Below are 21,560 nucleotides of genomic sequence, written 5' to 3'. Positions count from 1 at the left end.
CCGGCGCACGGGCCGGCGGCGCCGCCATCCGCTACAACCCGCTGACCATGTGCCCGCCATCGACCACGATGACCGTTCCCGTCATGTAGCGCGAGGCGTCGGAGGCCAGCAGCAGCAAGGGCCCGTCCAGGTCCTGCACCCGGCCCAGCCGCCGCTGCGGAATGCGCTTGATCAGGGCCTGTCCCGCCTCGGACGGCCAGAAATCGCGGTTCAGTTCGGTATCGATGTAGCCCGGCGCCAGCGCATTGACGCGCACGCCGTGGCGCGCCCACTCCAGCGCCAGCGACTTGGTCATCTGGATCACGCCGGCCTTGGACACCGCATAGGGCAGCACGCCGCCGCCCTGCCGCAGGCCCAGGATGGACGCCACGTTGACGATGCTGCCGCCGCCACGGGCCTGCATGCCCGGCGCCAAGGCCTGCGCCACGAAGAACATGCCCTTCAGATTGGTGTCCAGCACCGCATCCCAGTCGGGTTCGGACTGCTGCAAGGCGGGTGCCTGCCGGACGATGCCGGCGTTGTTGACCAGGATGTCGATGGGGCCGGCCGCGTCGGCCAGGGCCTGCCGCGAGGCGGCGTCGGTCACGTCCAGCGCCACGCAGTGCGCGACGCCGCCCGCCGCGCGGATGGCTTGCGCCACGCCCTCGAGCGCGGACACGCGGCGCGCCGCCAGTACGACTTCCGCGCCCTGTTCGGCCAGCAGCGCCGCGAAATGCGCGCCCAGTCCGCTGGACGCGCCCGTGATCAGTGCGCGACGGCCATTCAATTGCTTGGGCTGGCTCATGGGCCTTGTCTCCGTTGTCTCCAAGTCGAAAAATTGTAGGACAATCATGTACCACAAACAAGGATAGATCCATGCCGTCCCCAGATGCCCCCTCTCCCGCCACCGCCTCCGGCGCCGTCTTCACCGGCATCGTCCACGGCCTGGAAGCGCAGACCTTCCTGCCTGGCCAGCGGCTGGTCGAGACCGACCTGGCGGAGCAGTTCGGCGTGGGCCGCAACAGCGTGCGCGAAGCCCTGCAGAAGCTGGCGGCCGACGGCATCGTGGACCTGAACCGCCATCGCGGCGCGGCCATCCGCACGCTGACGCTGGCCGATGCGCAGGACGTGCTGGAAATCGCCGAATACATGACCGGGCTGCTGGCCGCCACGGCGGCGCGGCGGGCGGGAACGTCCGGGCACACACCCGCCCTGCATGCGGCCCTGGACGAATTGGACGACGCCACCGGCCGCCAGGCTTTTCTCGCCGCGCGCCGCCACTTCTACCGCGCGCTGCTGGACGTGGCCGCGAACCGCGAACTCAAGCGCCTGTTTCCCGCGATCCAGATGCACGTGGTGCATGCGTGCTTTCGCCTGCCCGGCCTGCGCGAGTTGCGCCTGGCGGACTACCGCCGCATCGGCGCGGCGGTGCTGGCGGGACAGGCCGAAGCGGCGCGGCAGGCGGGCATCGGCCACGTGCGGCGGGTCCGTGAAGCCATCGAAGCGATGGCGGCGGAATGACCCCAAGCTCTAAAATCTTAAAAAGAGATTGATAAATTTATTTCTATCTTTTTATAGGAATAAAAAGTAAGCTGAAGGCATGCCATCGGCGATGGCTGCATCGCGCCTCGCCGGGTTCCCACCGCAAGCGAACCTGCCATGCCTGCCTCTTTCTCTTCCCTGCGTCCCGCTTCGGCCGCACTGGCCGCCGGCGCGGTGCTGGCCGTCGCCATGGGCTTCGGCCGTTTCGCCTTCACCGGCATGTATCCGCTGATGCTGCGCGACGGCTTCCTGCATCTGTCCGGCGGATCGCTGGCGGCGTCCGCCAACTACGCCGGCTATCTGGCCGGCGCGCTGGCCCTGGGCCGCATGCGCGCCGCCTCGGCCTCTCGGGTGTGCGGCATCGGGCTGGCCGCCACCTTGCTGGTGCTGGCGACAATGTCCTGGCACATGCCGGATGCCCTGATGTATGCCTTGCGCTTCATCGCCGGCGTGGCCAGCGCCATGGCCATGGTGGCCGCCGCCGCCTGGCTGTTCCAGGTGGTCGGCCACCCGGAAGGCGCGCCCCTGCTGTTCGCGGGGGTGGGCGCCGGCATCCTGGTCTCGGCCGAGCTGGTCGCCGCCGGCAATCGCCTGGGCCTGCATAGCGCCGCGCTGTGGGGCATCCTGACCGTGGCCGCGGGCGTGTTCACCGTGGCGCTGTGGCCGTTCCTGTCGGCCCGCGTACCTCACGCGGCACACCCTGCGCAGACGCAGGCGCGTACCGTCCGGCAGGACGGCCTGGGCCCCTGGCAACTGATCGCCAGCTACGGCCTGGCGGGCTTCGGCTACATCGTCACCGCCACCTATCTGCCGCTGTTCGTGCGCGATGCCCTGCACGGCATCGATCCGGTGCACCTGTGGGCCGCCTTCGGCCTGGGCGCCATCCCCGCCTGTTTCTGGTGGCATCGCATCAATCGCGCGCTGGGCGCGCGCCGCGCCCTGGCATTGAACCTGCTGCTGCAGGCCCTGGGCGTGGTGCTGCCGGTGCTCAGCCACACGCTGCCCGCCTATCTGGCCAGCGCGCTGCTGGTGGGCGGCACCTTCACCGGCACGGTCACCATCGCGATGCCCGCGGCGCGCCACGTGGCGGGCCAGGTGCCGTTCAACCTGATGGCCGCGCTTACCGCCGCCTATGGCGTGGGCCAGATCGCCGGCCCGCTGGCCTCCGGTTGGCTGTATGGTCTCGGTCATGGCTTCGACCCGGCCCTGGCCGCCGCCAGCGCGGCGCTGGTGCTGGGCGCCGCATTGTGCATGCGGCCCGCGGCCTCGCGGCGGCGCGCATCCGGCGCGCATGCCTAGGGCTTGAAAGTCACGACTCTCCGCTTGAGACCATGGAATTCGCCGAACTGGAAATCTTCCGCGCCGTGGCGCGCGAACAAAGCGTCACCCGCGCCGCGCAGGCGCTGGACCGCGTGCAGTCCAACGTCACCACGCGCCTGAAGCAGCTGGAAGACGACCTGGGCGTCGCGCTGTTCCTGCGCGATGGCCGCCGCATGACGCTGACCCCCGAAGGCCAGGGCTTCCTCGAGTACGCCGAACGCATCCTGGCGCTGGCCGAGGAAGCCCGGCAATCCGTGCATGCCGGCCGGCCAAGCGGCACGCTGCGCGTGGGTTCGATGGAAAGCACGGCCGCCAGCCGCCTGCCCGCCCCGCTGGCGCGTTTCCATGCCTGCTGGCCCGACGTGCACGTCCAGATCCGCACCGGCACCACGCAGGCGATGGCCGACGCGGTGGCGGCGCATGAGCTGGATTGCGCCGCCGTGGCCTACCCCGGCGACGGGCCGGCCGCGTCCGCCGACCTGAGCCTGCTGGCGCCCGGCATCGAAGGCACCTATCTGTTCACCGAACAGCTAATGCTGGTGTTCCCGCCGGGCCATCCCGAAGTGCGCACGCCGGCCGACGTGCAGGTGCGCAGCCTCGCCGGCTTCGCCCGCGGCTGCACCTACCGCCAATACGCGCAGGACTGGCTGTCCCGCCCCGGCCTGCCGCACTGGAACGTTGTCGAGGCCAACTCGTATCACGCCATCATGGCCTGCGTGATGGCTGGCACCTCGGTCGCCCTGCTGCCGCAATCGGTGCTGGACCTGCATCGCGACGCCGCCGCCGTGCGCACCCTGTTCCTGCGCGACGCGCACATCTTCATGATCCGGCGCGCCGGCTACGACACGGCCGCGTACCGCGCGCTGCTGCGCGAAATCCTGCGAGCCGCCTGACCCCTTCTCTTTTCCGGAGCCTTCCATGCCCACTTCGTTCGCCGCCCGGCTGGGCCTGACCAGCCCGATCATCCAGGCGCCCATGGCCGGCGTCAGCACGCCCGCCATGGCCGCGGCCGTCTCCAACGCCGGCGCGCTGGGCTCGCTGGGCGTGGGCGCCATGGATGCCGCGGGCGCACGGCAAGCCATCGAGCAGACCCGCGCGCTGACCAGCCGCCCCTTCAACGTGAACCTGTTCTGCCATGCCCCCGCGGTGTCCGACCCGGCGCGCGAACAGCGCTGGCTGCAGTACCTGGCCGCCGAATACGCCGCGTTCGGCGCCAGTCCGCCCGCGCAATTAAGCGAGATCTACACCAGCTTCCTGGTGGACGACGCCATGCTGGACATGCTGGTGGAACAACGGCCCGCCGTGGTCAGTTTCCATTTCGGCCTGCCCGGGGCCGAGCGCATCCGCGCCCTGCGCGAAGCCGGCGTCTACCTGCTGGCCACCGCCACCAGCCTGGCCGAAGCGCGGCAGGCGGCCGACGCGGGCATCGACGCCATCGTGGCGCAGGGCATCGAGGCGGGCGGCCATCGCGGCGTGTTCGATGAAAACGGCCCCGACGAGGGCCTGGGCACGCTGGCGCTGGTGCGCCTGCTGGCCACGCGCGTCGAGCAACCGGTGATCGCCGCCGGCGGCATCATGGACGGCGCCGGCATCGCCGCGGCGCTGGCGCTGGGCGCGCAGGCCGCGCAACTGGGCACGGCTTTCGTGGCGTGTCCCGAATCGTCGGCCGATGCCGCCTACCGGCAGAACCTGCTGTCCGCCGACGCGCCGCCCACCACGCTGACCCGCGCCATCTCGGGCCGTCCGGCGCGCGGCCTGTCCAACCGCCTGAGCGCGCTGGGCGACTCTGCCGACAGTCCCCCCGCGCCGGACTATCCCATCGCCTACGACGCCGGCAAGCGTCTGCACGCGGCGGCCAAGGCGCAGGGCAACGCGGACTACGCCGCGCAGTGGGCGGGTCAGGCCGCACGGCTGGCTCGCAGCCTGCCTGCCGCCGAACTGGTGCGGCACCTGCGCGCCGAACTGGACGAAGCGGTCCATGCCCTGGCCGCCCTGCGCGGCTGAACCCGGGCTGAAAACGGGCGATGGCATGAACGCAATCACAAAAACGTCATATTTCATGTCATCCCTGTCTCATACAATCCGCAGCGACCCCTAGCCGTACGTCCGCGTGCATTGTTGGCTGCGGCGCCCACGGCGCCCGCCCCGCATGGCGTTGCGGCCATCACCTCAACGCCGGATACGTTTTCACGTGGACATCGCTGCGCCAATTTTCGCGGGACTGGGCCTCTTCTTCATCGGCATCCGGTTGATCAGCTCGAACCTGAAGCAATTGGCCGGCCGCAAGATGCGCATGATGATCGCCAAGGCGCTGTCGGGCCACGGCTCGATCGCCGTGTTCGGCCTGTCGGCCGGCGCCATCATGCAAAGCGTCAATGCGGTCACCTTCGTGCTGGTGGCCCTGGTCACGGCGGGCGCCGTTCAGACGCGCCGCGCCTTCCCCGTCATCAACTGGGCCAACCTGGGCACCTCCATGCTGGTGCTGGTGGCCGCCATCAACATGCACCTGCTGGTGCTGGTCCTGGTGGGCCTGACGGGTTTCGCTTACTACCTGAAGCTGGACGATTCGGCGCGCTACCGCCACCTGATCGGTGCGCTGCTGGGCGTGGGACTGTTGTTCCTGGGCATCGATTTCATCAAGGCGGGCACCGGGCCGCTCAAGCAGCTGGATACGCTGCGCGTCTACCTGGAACTGTCCTCGCACTATTACCTGCTGAGCTTCGCGATGGGCACCGGCGTGGCGCTGATCGCGCAGTCGTCCACCACCGTCAGCGTGCTGACCATGGCCATGGCCGCGGGCGGGCTGATTACCTTCGAAAGCGGCGCGTTGATCGTGCTGGGCGCGGGCCTGGGCTCGGGCCTGTCGGCCAAGATGCTGGCCGGCAAGCTGGATGGCAGCGCGCGCCAGCTGGTCACCTACCAGGTGTTGTTGAAGGCATCGGGCGTGGCCGTCACCGTCATCCTGTTCGCCGTCGAATGGAGCACCGGCTGGCCCATGTTGACGGCCGCCATCCACGCCCTGAACCTGTCCGCGTCGGCGCAACTGGCCGCCGTGTACGTCATCCTGCAGGTGGTGTCCGACCTGACCATGCGGCTGGCCTACGGGCCCATCGTGCGCTACGTCGAGCGCAGCGCGCCGCCGTCGGTGCAAGAGGTGCTGGGCAAGCCGCAGTACCTGAACGACCATGCGCTGGACGAACCCGAAAGCGCCCTGCTGCTGGTCGACCTGGAGCAGCAGCGCCTGCTGGCCACGCTGCCCGGCTATCTCGACTCGCTGCGCGCGGACGTCGAGCAGCCCGGCGTGGCCCCCGGGGTGCGCCATGCCGCCGAGCGCGGCGTGCTCAAGCAGTGCGAGCACTTCATCACCGACCTGGCCGACCGCAACCGCTCGCGCGAGGTGCTGGAACGCACCATCGTGCTGCGCGACCGCAACGAACTGCTGGTGGCGCTGCAGGAAACACTGGCCGAACTGCACGTGGCGGTGACCGGCAGCGGCCAGGGCGGCGAGGTCAGCCGCCTGACGGGCAATCTGGTCGAGGGCCTGCACATGATGCTGCAGACACTGGCCGAAGCCGCCGCCTCGGCGCATGCCGACGACCTGAGCCTGCTGCGCGCGCTGACGCACGACCGCTCGGAACTGATGGACGGCATCCGCCGCCGCCTGCTGCGCGACAACGGCGACCTGTCGCCGCAGGCCCAGCAGGCCGCCTTCGCCGCGACGGCGCTGTTCGAGCGGGCGGTGTGGCTGATGCGGCGCTATGTGATGTTGCTGGATGCCGCCGACACGGCGGCGCGCGAGGCGCAGGTCCAGGCATGACCCGCGCCGTCCCCGGCGAATGCGGCACACCCCTCGCCGATTTCGTCCGCTTGACGAAGCCCGACACGGGCGGCGGGCCCCCGCCGCCGGGCACGGCGCTGGCCTGCCCCCCGATGTGCTAACGTTTCGGCCGCTTTCGCCCTTGCGGCCGCCGCATTCCCCATGGCTCTGGTTCTCGCCCGTTTTCTCTTCGGTTTCGTCCTGTCGCTGGCCTGCGTATCGCTGCTGATCGCCGCCACCTGGATCAGCACCCGCGTGGTGGCCCTGGCCATCCGGCATTTCCCCACCCAACGCGCGCAAGACCTCGCCAGCGGCGTGGCCGTGCTGGTGGTCGTCGTTCTCACGCTGGCGGGCATGTACGCCAGCGGCCACCTGCTGTATCGCACCCTGGGCGACGTCCTGGCGCAATCCCTGCCGCACTGGCTGGCAGGCGGCGACCATCTGTCCGCCGCCGCCGTGCTGGGTGCGCTGGCGGGACTGGGCGGCCTGGCCTATGTGCCCGCCCTGTGGCGCCGCTGGCGCGACCGCGACACGACGGCGGCCGCCCCCAAGCCAAAAAGCGCGGACAAGCCGGCCAAGGCCGCCTACACCATCACTGAAAAGGCCGCCGCGAAACCCGCCCCGGCGAAGTCCCGCGCCAAGGCCGCCGCGCCCGCCAAGGGCCCTCGCGTGCCGCAATTGGGCTGGCTGGCGCTGTTCCTGCTGGCCATCGGCGGCGTGCTGCTGGCCTTCGCCTTCATCATCGCGCCCCCGAACCCCGAGGCCGCCGGCACCGCGCTGGCGCAGGCCGGCCGCGCACGGCCCGTGTACATGGCCGCGGCGGGCCTGCTGGGCGCTGGCGTCCTGTTCCTGCTGGCCTGGCTGGGCTGGCGGCGTCCCGCGCCCGAAGCTGCCCGAGGCGGCAAATCCGCCCGCTCGGCGAAATGAGCCACGGGGCTCCTCCCCCGACAAGCCCCGCTTGCCAGTGTGTCGCGCCGTCCACAGTCCGCCGCTGCGGCGCAACATTCATGCGAGAATCCCTTGGAAGTCATTGAGACGGAAGCAACTCCGACAACGTTGCCCCTGCCCCAAGCTTTGATGTGTCAATTCGGTGTCAGGTACTTGCACCTTGCGCCGGCTGTGCAAAAATTCCAGTTGCCCTTTTTCCCTCGCTTTTCCGCCTGAGGCTCCCCCGTGTCCGTTTCCTCCGCTGGCCGCTATCTACGCCAACCGCTGCTGGGCTGTACGTTGGCCCTGACCACGCTGCTCAATAGCGCCACAGCCGCCGAGACTCCTACCCCGGCTCCCGCCGCGTCCGACGCCCCCGCAACGGCTGCTGCCAGCGCCCCCGCGGCATCCACGCAACCGGCCGAGTCCCCAGCCAACCCGCCCGCGGCAACGAAAGAGCCCGCCAAGACGCCGGCGAAGGAAACGGCCAAAGAACCCGTGAAGGAACCTGCCAAGGAGACGGCACAGAAACCCGCCGCCAAGGAAGCGGCCCCCAAGGCGGCAGCGCCGGCCAAGGAGGCTGCCGCCAAGGATGCTCCGGCCAAGGCGCCGGCGGCCAAGGAGGCTGCCGCCAAAGATGCTTCCGCCAAGGACGCTCCGGCCAAGGAGGCCCCGGCCAAGACCCCGGCGGCCAAGGATGCTCCCGCCAAGGACGCTCCCTCGAAAGACCAGGCGAATGCCAAGGAAGCCGCCGGCAAGGCCGCTGCCGCCGCCGACGCGAAAGATGCCAAGGACCCGAAGGACGCCAAGAGCGCCAAGCCTGAGACCCCGGCCGCCCCGCCTCAGCCTTTCACCTTCGCCGACGTCCAGAAGCAGGCCCGCGAACTCGCCGCGCAAGGCTACAAAACGCCGGTCTCGAACCTGCCCGACGAATTCCAGGACCTGAAGTACGCCGGCTACCAGAACGTGCGCCTGCGCGACGACCGCCTGCACTGGCGCGATGCCGGCACGCCCTTCCGCCTGGGTTTCTACCACCAGGGCATGCACTTCAACACTCCCGTGCAAATCAGCGAGATCGACGACAAGGGCGCCGTCACGGAAATCCCGTTCGACTCCGCCGACTTCGACTATGGCCAGTTGGCCGTCAATCCCGACCTGCTCAAGGGCTTGGGCTTCGCCGGCTTCAAGCTGCTGTATCCGGTCAACACCCCGCTCAAGCCCAACGACGAACTGGTCTCGTTCCTGGGCGCCAGCTACTTCCGCGTCATCGGCCGCGGCCAGGCGTACGGCATCTCGGCGCGGGGCCTAGCCATCGACACGGCCCTGCCTTCCGGTGAAGAATTCCCGGCCTTCCGCAAATTCTGGATCGAACGCCCCAAGGGCGGCAGCCACCAGATCGTGCTGTATGCCCTGCTCGATTCGCCGCGCGCCACCGGCGCCTACCGCTTCACCATCCGGCCCGAAGTCGACACCATCGTCGACGTGAAGGCGCAGATCTACCTGCGCGACAAGGTGGGCCGCCTGGGCCTGGCGCCGCTGACCAGCATGTTCCTGTACGGCGCCAACCAACAGCCGGCCACGCCCAACTACCGTCCCGAGATGCACGACTCCGACGGCCTGGCCATCCACACCGGCAACGGCGAATGGGTCTGGCGTCCATTGAACAACCCGCGCCGCCTGGCGGTCAGCGCGTTCAACGCCGACAACCCGCGCGGCTTCGGCCTCTTGCAACGCACGCGCGACTTCAGCCGCTACGAAGACCTGGACGACCACTACGAGAAGCGTCCCAGCCTGTGGATCGAGCCCGTGGGCGACTGGGGCAAGGGCAGCGTGCAACTGGTCGAAATCCCCACCCCCGACGAGACCAACGACAACATCGTGGCCTTCTGGGTGCCGGCCGCCCAGCCCGCCGCGGGCAAGCCGTTGGACATCGAATACCGCATGATCTGGACGCTGGACGAGCCGCGCCTGCACGACACCTCGCTGGCCTGGGTGAAGCAGACGCGCCGCTCGCGCGAAGAGGTCAAGGGTCCCGACCTGATCCGGCGCGGCGACGGCAGCCATGCGCTGGTGGTCGACTTCGTCGGCCCTGCGCTGAAAGACATACCCGCCGACACCACCATCACCGCCGACGTCTCGGTCGACGGCAACGGCCAGATCGTCGAGAACGCCGTGCGCCCCAATCCGGTCACCGGCGGCCGCCGCCTGATGCTGCGCGTCAACGTCAAGGACCCGGCCAAGCCCGTCGAGCTGCGCGCCTTCCTCACCAACGGACATATCCCGTTGTCGGAAACCTGGACCTATCAGTTGCCCGTCAATGCTCCCGAAACCAAGTGATCGCGACGACCTCGTCCACACCTACCTGCACCGGCTGCCGCTGCCCGAAGTCCAGCGGCTGACGCTGGCGCGCGAAGTCGAGGACGTGGTCGCGCAGGGCGAGGAGCCCTGGACGGCGCTGCACGAAACGCTGGGCCAGCACGACGCGATCCGCGAGCCGTCCATGGCTTCCGAAGGCCAGCGCCTGGTGCTGGGCTACGGCGCGGACGCCACCGTGGCCGGCGTGATGCGCAGCGACGCCACCGGCGCCACGCTGGCCGCCATGCCGCCGCACCGGCGCCAGTCGATGGCGCCGCACCCCTGGGTGCCCAACCCCTTCGTGCGCTTCTGGCGCAGGCTCAAGGCCGACAAGCCGCAGGATCCTCCGGACACGCACGCAGCCTTGCAGGCCAACCGCGGCGAGGCCTGGCGCCTGGCCGGCAGCCGCCGCCGCCTGGCGCTGCTGACCCTGGTCGGCGTCCAGACGGTCGTGGCCACCTGGTACATGCGCGGCGTGCTGCCCTACCAGGGCGGCAATCCGCTGGAAGTCGCCATCCTGGCGCTGTTCGCCCTGCTGTTCTGCTGGGTCTCGGCCGGCTTCTGGACGGCCATGATGGGCTTCCTGCAGTTGATGATCGGCCGCGACCGCTACAGCATTTCGGCACGCGGCCTGAGCGACCGGCCCCTGCCCGCGGAGGCGCGTTGCGCGCTGGTCATGCCGATCTGCAACGAAGACGTGTCACGCGTCTTCGCGGGGCTACGGGCCACGTACGAATCGCTGGCGCGCACCGATGCGCTGCAGCAGTTCGACATCTACATCCTCAGCGACAGCTACCAGGCCGACATCTGCGTGGCCGAGCAGCAGGCATGGCTGGAGCTGTGCAAGACGGTCAACGGTTTCGGCCGCATCTTCTACCGGCGCCGGCGTCGGCGCGTGAAGCGCAAGAGCGGCAACATCGACGACTTCTGCCGCCGCTGGGGCGGCAACTACCGCTACATGGTGGTGCTGGACGCCGACAGCGTGATGACCGGCCATTGCCTGAAATCGCTGGTGCAACTGATGGAGGCCCACCCCGAGGCCGGCATCATCCAGAGCGCCCCGCAGGCCAGCGGCATGCAGACCCTGTACGCGCGCATCCAGCAGTACGCCACCAGCGTGTACGGCCCGCTGTTCACCGCGGGCATGCACTTCTGGCAACTGGGCGAATCGCACTACTGGGGGCATAACGCCATCATCCGGCTCGCGCCCTTCATGGAGCACTGCATCCTGGCGCCGCTGCCGGGCAAGGGCGCGTTCGCGGGCGCGATCCTGTCGCACGACTTCGTCGAGGCCGCGCTGATGCGCCGCGCCGGCTGGGGTGTCTGGATCGCCTACGACCTGCCGGGCAGCTATGAAGAACTGCCGCCCAACCTGCTGGACGAACTGCAGCGCGACCAGCGCTGGTGCCACGGCAACCTGATGAACTTCCGGCTGTTCTTCATCGAAGGCTTCCACCCGGTGCACCGCGCGGTATTCCTGACGGGCGTGATGTCGTATCTGTCGGCGCCGCTGTGGTTCCTGTTCCTGGCGCTGTCCACCGGCCTGCTGGCGGTGCACACGCTTACCGAGCCGCAGTACTTCGTCGAGCCGCGCCAGTTGTTCCCGATCTGGCCGCAATGGCATCCGGACAAGGCCATCGCGCTGTTCTCCACCACCTTCGTGCTGCTGTTCCTGCCCAAGGTGCTGGGCGTGCTGCGCGTGTGCGTGCGCTATCCGCGCGAATACGGCGGCCGCTTGAAAGCGCTGCACAGCATGCTGCTGGAAGTGCTGTTCTCGATGCTGCTGGCGCCCGTGCGCATGATCTTCCACACCCGCTTCGTGGTGGCGGCGTTCCTGGGCCTGAAGGCACGCTGGGTCTCGCCGCAGCGCGACAACGACGACACGCCCTGGCGCGAGGCGGTGCGCCGCCACGGTTCGCAGATGGTGCTGGGCCTGGCCTGGGGGGCGCTGGTGGCGTGGCTCAATCCGGTGTTCCTGTGGTGGATGCTGCCCATCCTGGCGGCCTGGCTGCTGATCATCCCGATCTCGGTCTACTCCAGCCGCACGGCGCTGGGCGTGAAGACTTTCAACGACGGGCTGTTCCGCATCCCCGAGGAAACCCACGCGCCGCGCGAACTCACCGACACGCGCGCCTACACGGACGCCGCGCGCGACGTGCCACACGGCGCGCCCACCTTCCGCGACGCGGTCTTCGATCCACTGGTCAACGCCCTGGCCTGTGCCATGGGTACGGCCCGGCATCGTCCGGTGCCGGCCAACCTGGCCGCGCGCGCCGCGCTGGTGCAGCAGGCGCTGGCCGAAGATGCCCGCCTCACCGAACCGCAACGTATCAAGCTGCTCGATGATCCGGTCGCCATGGCGCAACTGCACCAGGGCGTATGGATGGGAGCCGTCCCCAAGGCATCGCGCCCCACGGTGGACGCCACCGACCTGGCGGAGGCCGTCTGACGCCATGCGCAGCGTGGCTCGCCGAGCTTCTACCGTCCTCGGGCCTGTCGACACTAAAGCCGATCGTTCGCTTTAACGCGTGATTCCGCCCATCAAATGCCTTCAAGCCCTGTTTCCACAGGGCACAAATCGCGCTACCTGTTGTTTCAGACTGTATCCTGGGATATAACTGCACGGGTGCGGTAAATGCTCATGGTCGATCTTGCGATCAGCGTGAGGAATCCCTCCAGGCAACACATCAGCGAGGAAGACGCAATGGGGACGCAAGGCGATAGTTCCGACCACGCGCAGGTAGAAAGCGCCTTCGCTTTCGCACCCGAAACAGACGCCGCGCCGGCCCCCGAGCCCGTAGCGCCGCGCGCAGCCCTACCCACCGTGCTCACCGTCGACGACGATGCCGCCTTCCAGCGGTCCATCCAGCTGGCGCTGAGCGAGTTCGAATTCCAGGGCCAGCCCGTACGCCTGCTGTCGGCCGGCTCGGCCGCCGAAGCCGGCAAGATCCTCGCCGCCATCCCCGACATCGCCGTCATCGTGCTGGACGTCGTCATGGAAACCGACGATGCCGGCCTGCGATTGGTGCGCAGCGTGCGCGAGGTGCTGGGCAATGCCGAGGTGCGCATCGTGCTGGTCACCGGCCAGCCCGGCATGGCGCCCATGGGCGCAAGCCTGGGCACGCTGGACATCAGCGACTACTGGCTCAAGACCGATCTCACCTTCGCGCGCCTGCGCGGCGTGCTGACCAGCAACCTGCGCACCTGGCGCCAGATCCGCTCGCTGGGACAGGCCCGCAAGGGCCTGCAGACCATCGTCGAGGCCAGCAACGGCCTGACCCGCGCGCGCAGCCTGCCCGATTTCTCGCAACGCATGATCCTCGAACTGTCGCGCCTGTTGGGCGTGGGCGCCGAGGGCCTGGTATGCGTGCAGGAAGATCCTGAAATCCCGGAGCCGCTTTCGGCGCGTATCATCGGCGCCGCTGGACGGCTGGCGCACAGCGTCAACCGCGAGCTGCGCCACCTGGGCGACACCCCCGTCCGGGATCTGCTGCGGCAGGCGCTGGCCGACCGTGCCAACGTCGAGACCTCGGACAGCCAGGTATTGTTCTTTCCCGGCGCGCAGCAGGGGCCGCACGCCGCCACTTACATCGCAACCGACAGGTTGCTGGACGAAACCGAGCAGGAATTGCTGCGCGTGTTCGCCACCCATATCAACTCCGGCTTGATCAACGTCTCGTTGACCAGCCGTCTGGACCGCCTCGCCTACGAGGACAGCCTGCTTAGCATGCCCAATGCCAATGCGCTGCTGCGCAGCCTAACCGCCACCATGGAATTACCGGCGCCCCGTGACCGCAGCATGCTGCTGATCGAGCTCGACCAGTATTCGTCGACCTGCCTGTCGCTGGGCGTGGAACAAGGAGACATCATGCTGCAGCAGATGGCGCGCCGCCTGCGCGCCATCTTCCCCGCCCCCACGCTGGTGGCCCGCCTGCATGACGACACGTTCGCCATCCTGGGCCACAGCGAACTGCTGCAGCAGGACCGCATCGACGAACTGCAGTCGGTCGACATCGACGACCCGGACCATCCCTCCTTCATCCGCGTGCGTTCGGCGCGCGTCGACCTGGACGAATACTCCGGCACCGCCCGCGGCGCGATGGCCATGGGCACGCTGCTGCTGCGCCGCGCCCAGTCGCGCGGCGCCACCGAGATCGTCGAATACGAACCCGGCCTGGAACACGAGATGCAGCAGCGCTTCACGCTGTCGCGCGAACTGTACCGGGCCCTGCGCTGCGGCGAGATCAGCATCGAACTGCAGCCGCAGATCGACCTGCGCACCGGCCGCATCACCGGCGCCGAGGCGCTGGCCCGCTGGACCCGCCAGGATGGCACCCGCGTGCCGCCCAGCGAGTTCATCCCGGTGGCCGAGGCCAACGGCCTGATCGTGCCGATGGGCAAGCAGGTGCTGCAACTGGCCTGCGAGGCGCTGGCCAAGCTCGGCGAGGCCGGCTATCCCGACATCTCGGTATCCGTGAACGTCTCGCCGCTGCAACTGGTGCGGCGTGACTTCATGCAGGAACTGATCGACCTGACGCGCCAGTACGGCGTGTCGCCCGAACGGCTCGAGATCGAGATCACCGAAACCGCCGCCATCGAAGACTACGAAGCCAACGGCCAGTTGCTGCGCGGCCTGCGCAGCGCCGGTTTCCCGATCGCCATCGACGACTTCGGCACCGGCTATTCCTCGCTGGCGCACCTGAGCTCCATGCCGGCGACCACGCTGAAGGTCGACCGGCACTTCGTCAACGAGATCGACACCGCGCCCGGCCGGCACAGCATCGCCGACATGATCATCGGGCTGGGCCGCCGCCTGAACATGCAGGTGCTGGCCGAGGGCGTCGAATCCGAGACGCAGGCCGACTGGCTGATCGACCATGCCTGCTCGCGCGCCCAGGGCTTCTTCTTCGCCCGGCCTGAACCGCTGGCGGCCTTCATGCAACGGCTGGCCCACCACTGATGATGGCCGCGCTGGCGCCCGGCATGTTCAGGCGCCATGCGCGGCGATTCGCTGCGTTGCCGGCTGCGTACCGGCGCCGCTTCGCGGCCATGGTGATGCCGTGGCTGCTGGCCTGCCTGATCGGCTTTCCGCTGCTGTGGACGGAAGTCGACCGCGTCGCGCAGGCGCCGCAATGGCGCGCCCGCGAGAGCCTGAAGGACGAGGCCGCCGAGATCCTGCGCCGCACGCTGGACAGCCTGCAGCGCGACGTGGCGTTCCTCGGCGACCAGGCCGCGCAGGCCCCGCACGAAGACCTGAGCCCCGACTCGCCGTTCGCCAGGCTCTTCCTCAGCTTCGCCAAGAGTTCCGGCGCCTTCGAGCAGGTGCGCTGGCTGGACGCCAGCGGCCGCGAACGGCTGCGCATCAGCATGCGCCATGGCGAGCCCGAAGTGGTGCCGCCGATCAACCTGCAGAACCAAGGCGATCGCCCCTACTTCCAGGACACCATCACGCTGCCGCCCGGCTCGGTGTATGTGTCGCAGTTCGAACTGAGCACCGAGTACGGCTACGTCGAACGGCCCCTGGAACCCATCCTGAACGTGGCCACGCCGCTGTACGAAGGCGGCCAGCCGCTGGGGATCGTCGCCATCAACTACCGCGCCTCGCGGCTGTTGAACCGCCTGTCGGCCCTGGGGCTGCGCCAGGGCCTGGACGTGTACCTGGTCAACGACGCAGGCTACTGGCTGGAAGGGCCGACGCCCATCGACAGTTGGGCCTGGCAGTTGCGCCGGCCCGAGCGCGCCCTGCCGGCCACCCAGCCGGCATTGTGGCGCGCCCTGCAGCAAAACACGTCGGGCCGCCATAGCGATGAATCCGGCGACTGGGTCTTCCGCCGCGTGCAGTTCGACGGTTCGGCCGCCGCCGACCAAGGCCGCAGCATCAACCTGGTCAGCCGGGCCGGCCTGCGGGTACTGGTGACCAGCAACGCCGGCCAGGGCGAGCTCATCCACTGGCGCTGGCAGTTGACGCTGGCGACGCTGATGGCGCTGGCAGTGCTGCTTGTCGCCCGCTATGCCTGGCAGACCCTGCGCAACCTGACCGAGGAAGACCGGCAGTCGCGCGAAATCAGGGCCGCCAATCGCGCCCTGACCGAAGCCAACGCCACGCTGCGCAACATGCGCGACGAACTGGAACGGGCCGAACGCCTGTCGTCGCTGGGCCTGATGGTGGCCGGCGTGGCGCACGAACTGAACACCCCCTTGGGCAGCGCCACGCTGTCCCTCTCCACGCTGCAACAGTCCCTGTCGACCCTGCAGACGCGGCTGGAGACCGGGCTGCGCCGCTCCGACCTGGATACCTTTCTGCGCGACGCGCGCGACGCGATGGACCTGGCGCAGACCGCGGTGCAGCGCGCCGCCGGCCTGCTGCAGCGTTTCAAGCAGGTGGCGGTGGATCGCACCACCATGGATCGGCGCCAGTTCGACCTGGCCGAGGCGGTGCTGGATTCTCATCCCGACCTGCGCAAATGGGATGCCTCCAACGGCATCACGCTGCACCTGGAACTGGCGCCGAACCTGAGCATGGACAGCTATCCGGGGCCGCTGGAGCAGGTGGTGGCCAATCTGGTCAACAACGCCCTGGTGCACGCCTTCCGTGGGCGGGAGAACGGCGCCATCACCATCCGCACGGCCGCCAGCGGCGCCTCGCACGTGGTGGTGCACGTGGCCGACAACGGCGTGGGCATCGACCCGCGCAGCCTCAAGCGCATCTTCGATCCGTTCTACACCACCAACCGCCACGCGGGCGGCACCGGCCTGGGCCTGCACATCGCCAGCCAAATGGTGACGGAAGTGCTGGGCGGCACGTTGCGCGCGCAGAACCTGAGCACCAAGGGTTCGGGCATGGTGTTCACGCTGCGGCTGCCGCGCGTGGCCGACAGCGGCAAGCCGCCCAGGGCCGTCGACTGAGCACGTCAGTCCGGCTCGCGCAACGCCTGCCGCATCCAGTCCACGAAGGCCTGCGCCGCGGCAGACAACGGTCGCTCGTCCATCGGCACCGCGCGCAAGGCCACCGGAAACGCCACGAAGCCGTAGGGCGCCACCAGCACGCCCTCGTCCAGCTCGCGCCGCGCCATGCGGCGTTCGGCCAGCGCCACGCCCAGCCCCGCCGCCGCGGCCTCGATGCACAGATGCGTATGCGGAAAGCGCAGCTCGCCCTGCGTGGCGATGCGCCGTCCCGACAGCGCTTCCCACCGGGTCCAGGCGCTGGACGTGAAATCATGCGCGATACGCGTGCCACGCACCGCCCGGCGCGCATAGGCAGGCGCACAGACCGGCCCGAAATGCACCGGTGCCAGGTCGATGGCGCGCCGCTGCTCGGCCGCGCTGTACGAGTCCAGGTCCCAGGCCACCAGCAGATCCGCGCCCTCGGTGCGCATCTGGCCCGCGGACGTCATCGACAGCCGGATGCGCACCTCCGGCCGCGCGCGATAGAACTCGGCCATGCGCGGCACCAGCCAGCGCATGGCGAAGGTGGCGCTGCAGGCCACGTGCAGGGCCGGGCTGCGGCCCTGCGCCACCAGACGCGCGTACCCCTGTTCCAGTTGCGAGAAGGCCGCGCGCACCACCTCGTGGAAGGCATGCCCGGCTTCGGTCAGGCGCAGGCCCGTGCCTGCCTTCTCGAACAGCGGCGTGCCGGCGTGCTCCTGCAGCAGCCGCAACTGGCGGCTGACGGCGCCGTGCGTGCGGCGCAGCTCATCGGCGGCACGCGTGACGGAACCGGTGCGCGCGGTGGCCTCGAAGGCGCGCAGGGTGGAAAGCGGCGGCAGAGGGTTCATTCCGGTGGCAGAGCATCCGTGAAAAAAACTGACGAATAAAGGAAAAGAATTCGATTTTCGCGGCAAACGCGCAAGTTTAGTATCTGCCTCGAAATACGTCACGCAGCGCTTTTTTAATCCATGCAATCGTTCCATGCCGCCCGGCAGTCCCGGGGCGGCAGGGACCCGCTTTTCCTCAATTTTCCTCACATATCAGGAACCTGACCCATGTCCCCTCTCGACACGCTCGACGCCTATGAAGTGCTGGACAGCCGCGGCAATCCCACGCTGGAAGTCGTGGCCACCCTCGCCTGCGGCGCCAGCGGCCACGCCATCGTGCCGTCCGGCGCCTCCACCGGCGCGCGCGAGGCGCTGGAATTGCGCGACGGCGATGCCCGCCGCTATCACGGCAAGGGCGTGCTGCGCGCCGCCGGCGCCGTGAACACGGCGCTGCGCGATGCCCTGCGCGGCCTGGACCCCACCGACCAGCGCGCCGTCGACAACGCCCTGATCGCCGCGGACGGCACGCCGGACAAAAGCCGCCTGGGCGCCAACGCGCTGCTGGGCGCCTCGCTGGCCGTGGCCCGCGCGGCGGCGGCCAGCCAGCGCCTGCCCTTCTACCGCTACATGGGCGGCGCCCAGGCTTGCGTGCTGCCGGTGCCGATGATCAACATCATCAACGGCGGCGCGCACGCCGACAACGCCATCGACTTCCAGGAGTTCATGATCCTGCCGCTGAGCGCGCCCTCGTTCGCGCAAGCGCTGCGCATGGGGTCCGAGGTCTTCCACGCGTTGCGCCTGGGCCTGAAGCAGGCAGGCATGAACACCAACGTGGGCGACGAGGGCGGCTTCGCGCCCGACCTGCGCAGCGCGCCGCAGGCGCTGGACTTCATCATGCAGGCCATCCGCGATGCCGGCTGGCGTCCCGGCACAGACGTCGCGCTGGCGCTGGACCCGGCGGCCAGCGAGTTCCACCGCGACGGCGCCTACCGCTATGCCGGCGAAGGCATCACCCGCAGCGCCGAACAGCAGGCCGCGTATCTGGCGCAACTGGCGGCCGACTATCCCATCGTGTCCATCGAGGACGGCATGGCCGAGGACGACGCGCCGGGCTGGCGCCTGCTGACCGAGACGTTGGGGGATCGCTGCCAACTGGTGGGCGACGACGTGTTCTGCACCCACCCGGGCCTGCTGCGCGAGGGCATCGCCCAGGGCCTGGGCAACGCGATCCTGGTGAAGATGAACCAGATCGGCACGCTGAGCGAGACCTTCGACGCCATCCGCATGGCCCAGCAGGCAGGCTGGACAGCGGTGATGTCGCATCGCTCGGGCGAGACGGAAGACACCAGCATCGCCGACCTGGCCGTGGCCGCGAACTGCGGGCACATCAAGACAGGCTCGGTCTCGCGCGCCGACCGCACCGCCAAGTACAACCAGTTGCTGCGCATCGAGCGCGACCTGGGCGCCAGCGCGGTCTACGCGGGGACGGCCGCCAACCGGCGCTATCCGCGCCTGCAATAGGCAACAGCAACGGCCGGAGCCATGCTGCGCCAGGGCCTGAAATTTGGTGAGATACAATTAATTTGAATATCATCTAATTTTCCGCCTTATGCCCGATACCCCCCGCGCCCGCTTCGGCTCGCTGCTGTCCCAGACCTCGCGAGCCTGGCGGCGCGCCGTCAACCGCCGCCTGCAGCCCTACGGCCTGACGGAAGCCACCTGGCTGCCGCTGGTGCACCTGTCCCGCGCACAGACGCCGATGCGCCAGAAAGACCTGGCGGCCTCGCTGGGCCTGGACGGCTCGTCGGTGGTGCGGCTGCTGGATGCCTTGCAGGCCGCCGGCCTGATCACCCGCCGCGAGGAAGACGGCGACCGGCGCGCCAAGGCCATCGTGCTGACGCCGCAGGGCCAGGCCACGGTGGAACAGGTCGAGCAGGTGGCTGCCCAGGTGCGCGCGGCGGCGCTGGCGGACATTCCCGATCCGGAACTGCAACGCGCCTTCGATCTGCTGCAAGGCATCGTCCGCAGGCTGGAAGCCGAGACGGAAACGGAGGACGTCCAATGACCCCTCCCACCGCCACGGCCGCCCCCGCCGCGCCTGGGGCCAGGCAGAACGAAGACCGCCTCGCCGCCTCGGCCCAGTTGCCGCACGTGCCGCTGTGGCTGCTGGCGCTGTTCACTTTCAGCGGCACGCTGGCCATGCACATCTTCGTGCCTTCGCTCAGCATGGCGGGCAAGGATCTGCACGCGGCCAACTCTGCCATGCAGATGACGGTCAGCCTGTACATCCTGGGCCTGGCCGGCGGCCAACTCATCTACGGGCCGCTGTCCGACCGCTACGGCCGCCGCCCCATCCTGATGATCGGGCTGGCCATCTACACCGTCTCCGGCCTGGCCGCCGCGCTGGCGCCCGATGCCTACGCGCTGATCGCCGCCCGGCTGTTCCAAGCCCTGGGCGGCTGCGCGGGCCTGGTGCTGGCGCGCGCCATCGTGCGCGACACCGCCACGCAGGACAACGCGGCCAAGCGCCTGGCGCTGATGAACCTGATGGTCACCATCGCGCCGGCGCTGGCCCCCATCATTGGCGCCGCGCTGGCGGGCGCCCTGGGCTGGCGTGCCGTGCTGGGCGCGCTGTGCCTGCTGGGGGCGGGCAATCTGGTGCTGGTCTGGCGGCTGCTGCCCGAGACCGGACCGGTGGCGGCGCAGGTCTCGGCACGCACGCTGGGGCGCGACTACCTGCAATTGCTGGGTTCGCGGCCCTTCCTGGGCTTCGCGGTGGGCGGCGGTTGCGCCACCACGTCGATGTATGCCTTCATCGCCTCGGCGCCCTTCATCTTCGTCGACCAGTTGCATCGCCCGGCGCAGGAGGTCGGTATCTATCTCGCCATCCTGGTGTCCGGCGTATGGCTGGGCAGCGCCCTTGCCACCCGTGTGATCGGCAAGCTGCCGATCGAGCGCGTGATGATGGGCGGCAACCTGATCAGCGTGGCCAGCGCCTTCGCCATGCTGGGCATCGTGCTGGCCGGCCTGGCCAGCGTGCCGGGCCTGGTGGTGCCGATGTTCCTGTTCACCGTGGGCGCGGGCCTGGCCTCGCCCGCCGCGCTGACGCTGGCGGTCAGCGTCAATCCCAAGGTGATCGGCTCCGCGTCGGGCCTGTATGGCTGCACGCAGATGGCCATGGGCGCGATCTGCACCGCCCTGGCCGGCCTGGGCGGCTCGCCCGAAGTGGCGGCGGCGGTCGTGCTGGCGGGCGCCGGCGCGGTGTCCCAGTTGGCCTTCTGGATCGCCCTGCGCGGCCGGCCGCGCGCCTGATGGCTGGCCTGATCCGCTACAGCTGCTTGTACATGAAGGTGGTGGCATCGAAACGCTGCGATCCGAACGGATCGCGCGCATACCCGGGAATCTCGCCCGCCACCCGATAGCCCAGGCTGCCGTACAACTGCTGCGCCACGTCGCCCGAGCGCGTGTCCAGCGTCAGCAGCGTGCGGCCGGCCTGCCGGGCCAGGATTTCCAGTTCGGCCATCAGCGCGCGCGCCACGCCCAGGCGGCGGTGGCCGGGATGCACCAGCAGCTTGCGCACCTCGGCGCGGTGATGCTGATTGGGCATGCCGGCGCAATCGAGCTGCACGGTGCCCGCGATGGCGCCGCCACGGCGAGCGATCAGCAACGTCAGGCCCTGTCCACGCAACTCGGGAATGACTTTGTCGCGCCAATAGGCTTGTCCTTCCGCCGCGGAAAACGGCAGCACGAATCCCACGCTGGCGCCGTCCTGCACGCAGGCTTGCAAGAGCGCGCCCAGCTCGGCGGTATGTTCATGGGCCTGTGCGGCCGGAAGCAGGGAAAGTTCGAAGGCATCGGACATGGCC

Annotated in this window: 16 protein-coding genes; 13 read left to right on the top strand and 3 right to left on the bottom strand. The window is 69.2% G+C overall.

Features of this window, described 5'->3' with window-relative positions; translation table 11 throughout:
* Window positions 1-31: 31 nt before the first annotated feature.
* Window positions 32-784 (bottom strand): SDR family NAD(P)-dependent oxidoreductase, encoded by a 753-nt coding sequence (locus A7W11_RS11710; protein ID WP_066412118.1) that lies wholly within the window; start codon window positions 782-784, stop codon window positions 32-34.
* Window positions 785-855: 71 nt separating this feature from the next.
* On the opposite strand from A7W11_RS11710, the gene A7W11_RS11705 reads away from it, so the two are divergent.
* The 10 genes from A7W11_RS11705 to A7W11_RS11660 all read left to right on the top strand — a co-directional run bounded on the left by A7W11_RS11705 (window position 856) and on the right by A7W11_RS11660 (window position 16,846).
* Complete coding sequence (locus A7W11_RS11705; protein ID WP_066412114.1) at window positions 856-1,500, top strand: GntR family transcriptional regulator; 645 nt, start codon at window positions 856-858, stop codon at window positions 1,498-1,500.
* 138 nt (window positions 1,501-1,638) lie between these two features.
* On the top strand, window positions 1,639-2,820 hold the full coding sequence (locus A7W11_RS11700; RefSeq protein ID WP_066412111.1) for a YbfB/YjiJ family MFS transporter: 1,182 nt from the start codon (window positions 1,639-1,641) through the stop codon (window positions 2,818-2,820).
* A gap of 32 nt (window positions 2,821-2,852) precedes the next feature.
* Entirely contained in the window at window positions 2,853-3,734 is an 882-nt protein-coding gene (locus A7W11_RS11695; RefSeq protein ID WP_066412108.1) for a LysR family transcriptional regulator, read from the top strand.
* A gap of 25 nt (window positions 3,735-3,759) precedes the next feature.
* Window positions 3,760-4,845, top strand: a complete 1,086-nt coding sequence (locus A7W11_RS11690; RefSeq protein WP_066412105.1) for an NAD(P)H-dependent flavin oxidoreductase — start codon at window positions 3,760-3,762, stop codon at window positions 4,843-4,845.
* A gap of 187 nt (window positions 4,846-5,032) precedes the next feature.
* Window positions 5,033-6,658, top strand: a complete 1,626-nt coding sequence (locus A7W11_RS11685; protein ID WP_162270267.1) for a Na/Pi symporter — start codon at window positions 5,033-5,035, stop codon at window positions 6,656-6,658.
* Window positions 6,659-6,820: 162 nt separating this feature from the next.
* The gene (locus A7W11_RS11680; RefSeq protein ID WP_066412101.1) at window positions 6,821-7,585 is read left to right on the top strand and encodes a hypothetical protein; all 765 of its coding nucleotides are present in this window, start codon (window positions 6,821-6,823) and stop codon (window positions 7,583-7,585) included.
* A gap of 246 nt (window positions 7,586-7,831) precedes the next feature.
* Window positions 7,832-9,922 carry a glucan biosynthesis protein G gene (locus tag A7W11_RS11675; protein WP_328587203.1) on the top strand — a complete coding sequence of 697 codons (2,091 nt, stop codon included), beginning with the start codon at window positions 7,832-7,834 and terminating at the stop codon, window positions 9,920-9,922.
* Complete coding sequence (gene mdoH, locus A7W11_RS11670; protein WP_066412099.1) at window positions 9,903-12,389, top strand: glucans biosynthesis glucosyltransferase MdoH; 2,487 nt, start codon at window positions 9,903-9,905, stop codon at window positions 12,387-12,389. The genes A7W11_RS11675 and mdoH overlap by 20 nt, the downstream gene beginning before the upstream one ends.
* 375 nt (window positions 12,390-12,764) lie before the next feature.
* Window positions 12,765-14,900, top strand: coding sequence for a putative bifunctional diguanylate cyclase/phosphodiesterase (locus A7W11_RS11665; RefSeq protein ID WP_218188587.1), 2,136 nt, complete (start codon window positions 12,765-12,767; stop codon window positions 14,898-14,900).
* Window positions 14,901-14,923: 23 nt separating this feature from the next.
* Window positions 14,924-16,846, top strand: a complete 1,923-nt coding sequence (locus A7W11_RS11660) for a sensor histidine kinase (RefSeq protein ID WP_162270266.1) — start codon at window positions 14,924-14,926, stop codon at window positions 16,844-16,846.
* Window positions 16,847-16,851: 5 nt separating this feature from the next.
* Here the strand turns inward: A7W11_RS11660 and A7W11_RS11655 are convergent, their stop codons facing one another.
* Window positions 16,852-17,715: a LysR substrate-binding domain-containing protein gene (locus A7W11_RS11655; RefSeq protein ID WP_066412092.1), complete on the bottom strand. Its 864-nt coding sequence runs from the start codon at window positions 17,713-17,715 to the stop codon at window positions 16,852-16,854.
* Window positions 17,716-17,922: 207 nt separating this feature from the next.
* On the opposite strand from A7W11_RS11655, the gene eno reads away from it, so the two are divergent.
* The 3 genes from eno (at window position 17,923) to A7W11_RS11640 (ending at window position 21,006) form a co-directional block, all read left to right on the top strand.
* Window positions 17,923-19,215: a phosphopyruvate hydratase gene (gene eno / locus A7W11_RS11650; RefSeq protein ID WP_066412088.1), complete on the top strand. Its 1,293-nt coding sequence runs from the start codon at window positions 17,923-17,925 to the stop codon at window positions 19,213-19,215.
* A gap of 88 nt (window positions 19,216-19,303) precedes the next feature.
* Window positions 19,304-19,759, top strand: a complete 456-nt coding sequence (locus tag A7W11_RS11645) for a MarR family winged helix-turn-helix transcriptional regulator (RefSeq protein ID WP_066412086.1) — start codon at window positions 19,304-19,306, stop codon at window positions 19,757-19,759.
* On the top strand, window positions 19,756-21,006 hold the full coding sequence (locus A7W11_RS11640) for a multidrug effflux MFS transporter (protein ID WP_082887203.1): 1,251 nt from the start codon (window positions 19,756-19,758) through the stop codon (window positions 21,004-21,006). Before A7W11_RS11645 ends, A7W11_RS11640 begins: the two co-directional genes overlap by 4 nt.
* Window positions 21,007-21,022: 16 nt before the next feature.
* On the opposite strand, the gene A7W11_RS11635 is transcribed toward A7W11_RS11640, so the two are convergent.
* Complete coding sequence (locus tag A7W11_RS11635; RefSeq protein ID WP_066413943.1) at window positions 21,023-21,556, bottom strand: GNAT family N-acetyltransferase; 534 nt, start codon at window positions 21,554-21,556, stop codon at window positions 21,023-21,025.
* Between the last annotated feature and the right edge of the window lie 4 nt (window positions 21,557-21,560).

Source organism: Bordetella ansorpii, from assembly GCF_900078315.1.
GTDB classification, from domain to species: Bacteria; Pseudomonadota; Gammaproteobacteria; order Burkholderiales; family Burkholderiaceae_B; genus Bordetella; species Bordetella ansorpii.
The sequence above is the reverse complement of the archived record's forward strand: the minus strand, read 5'-3'. Positions and strand labels throughout refer to the sequence as shown.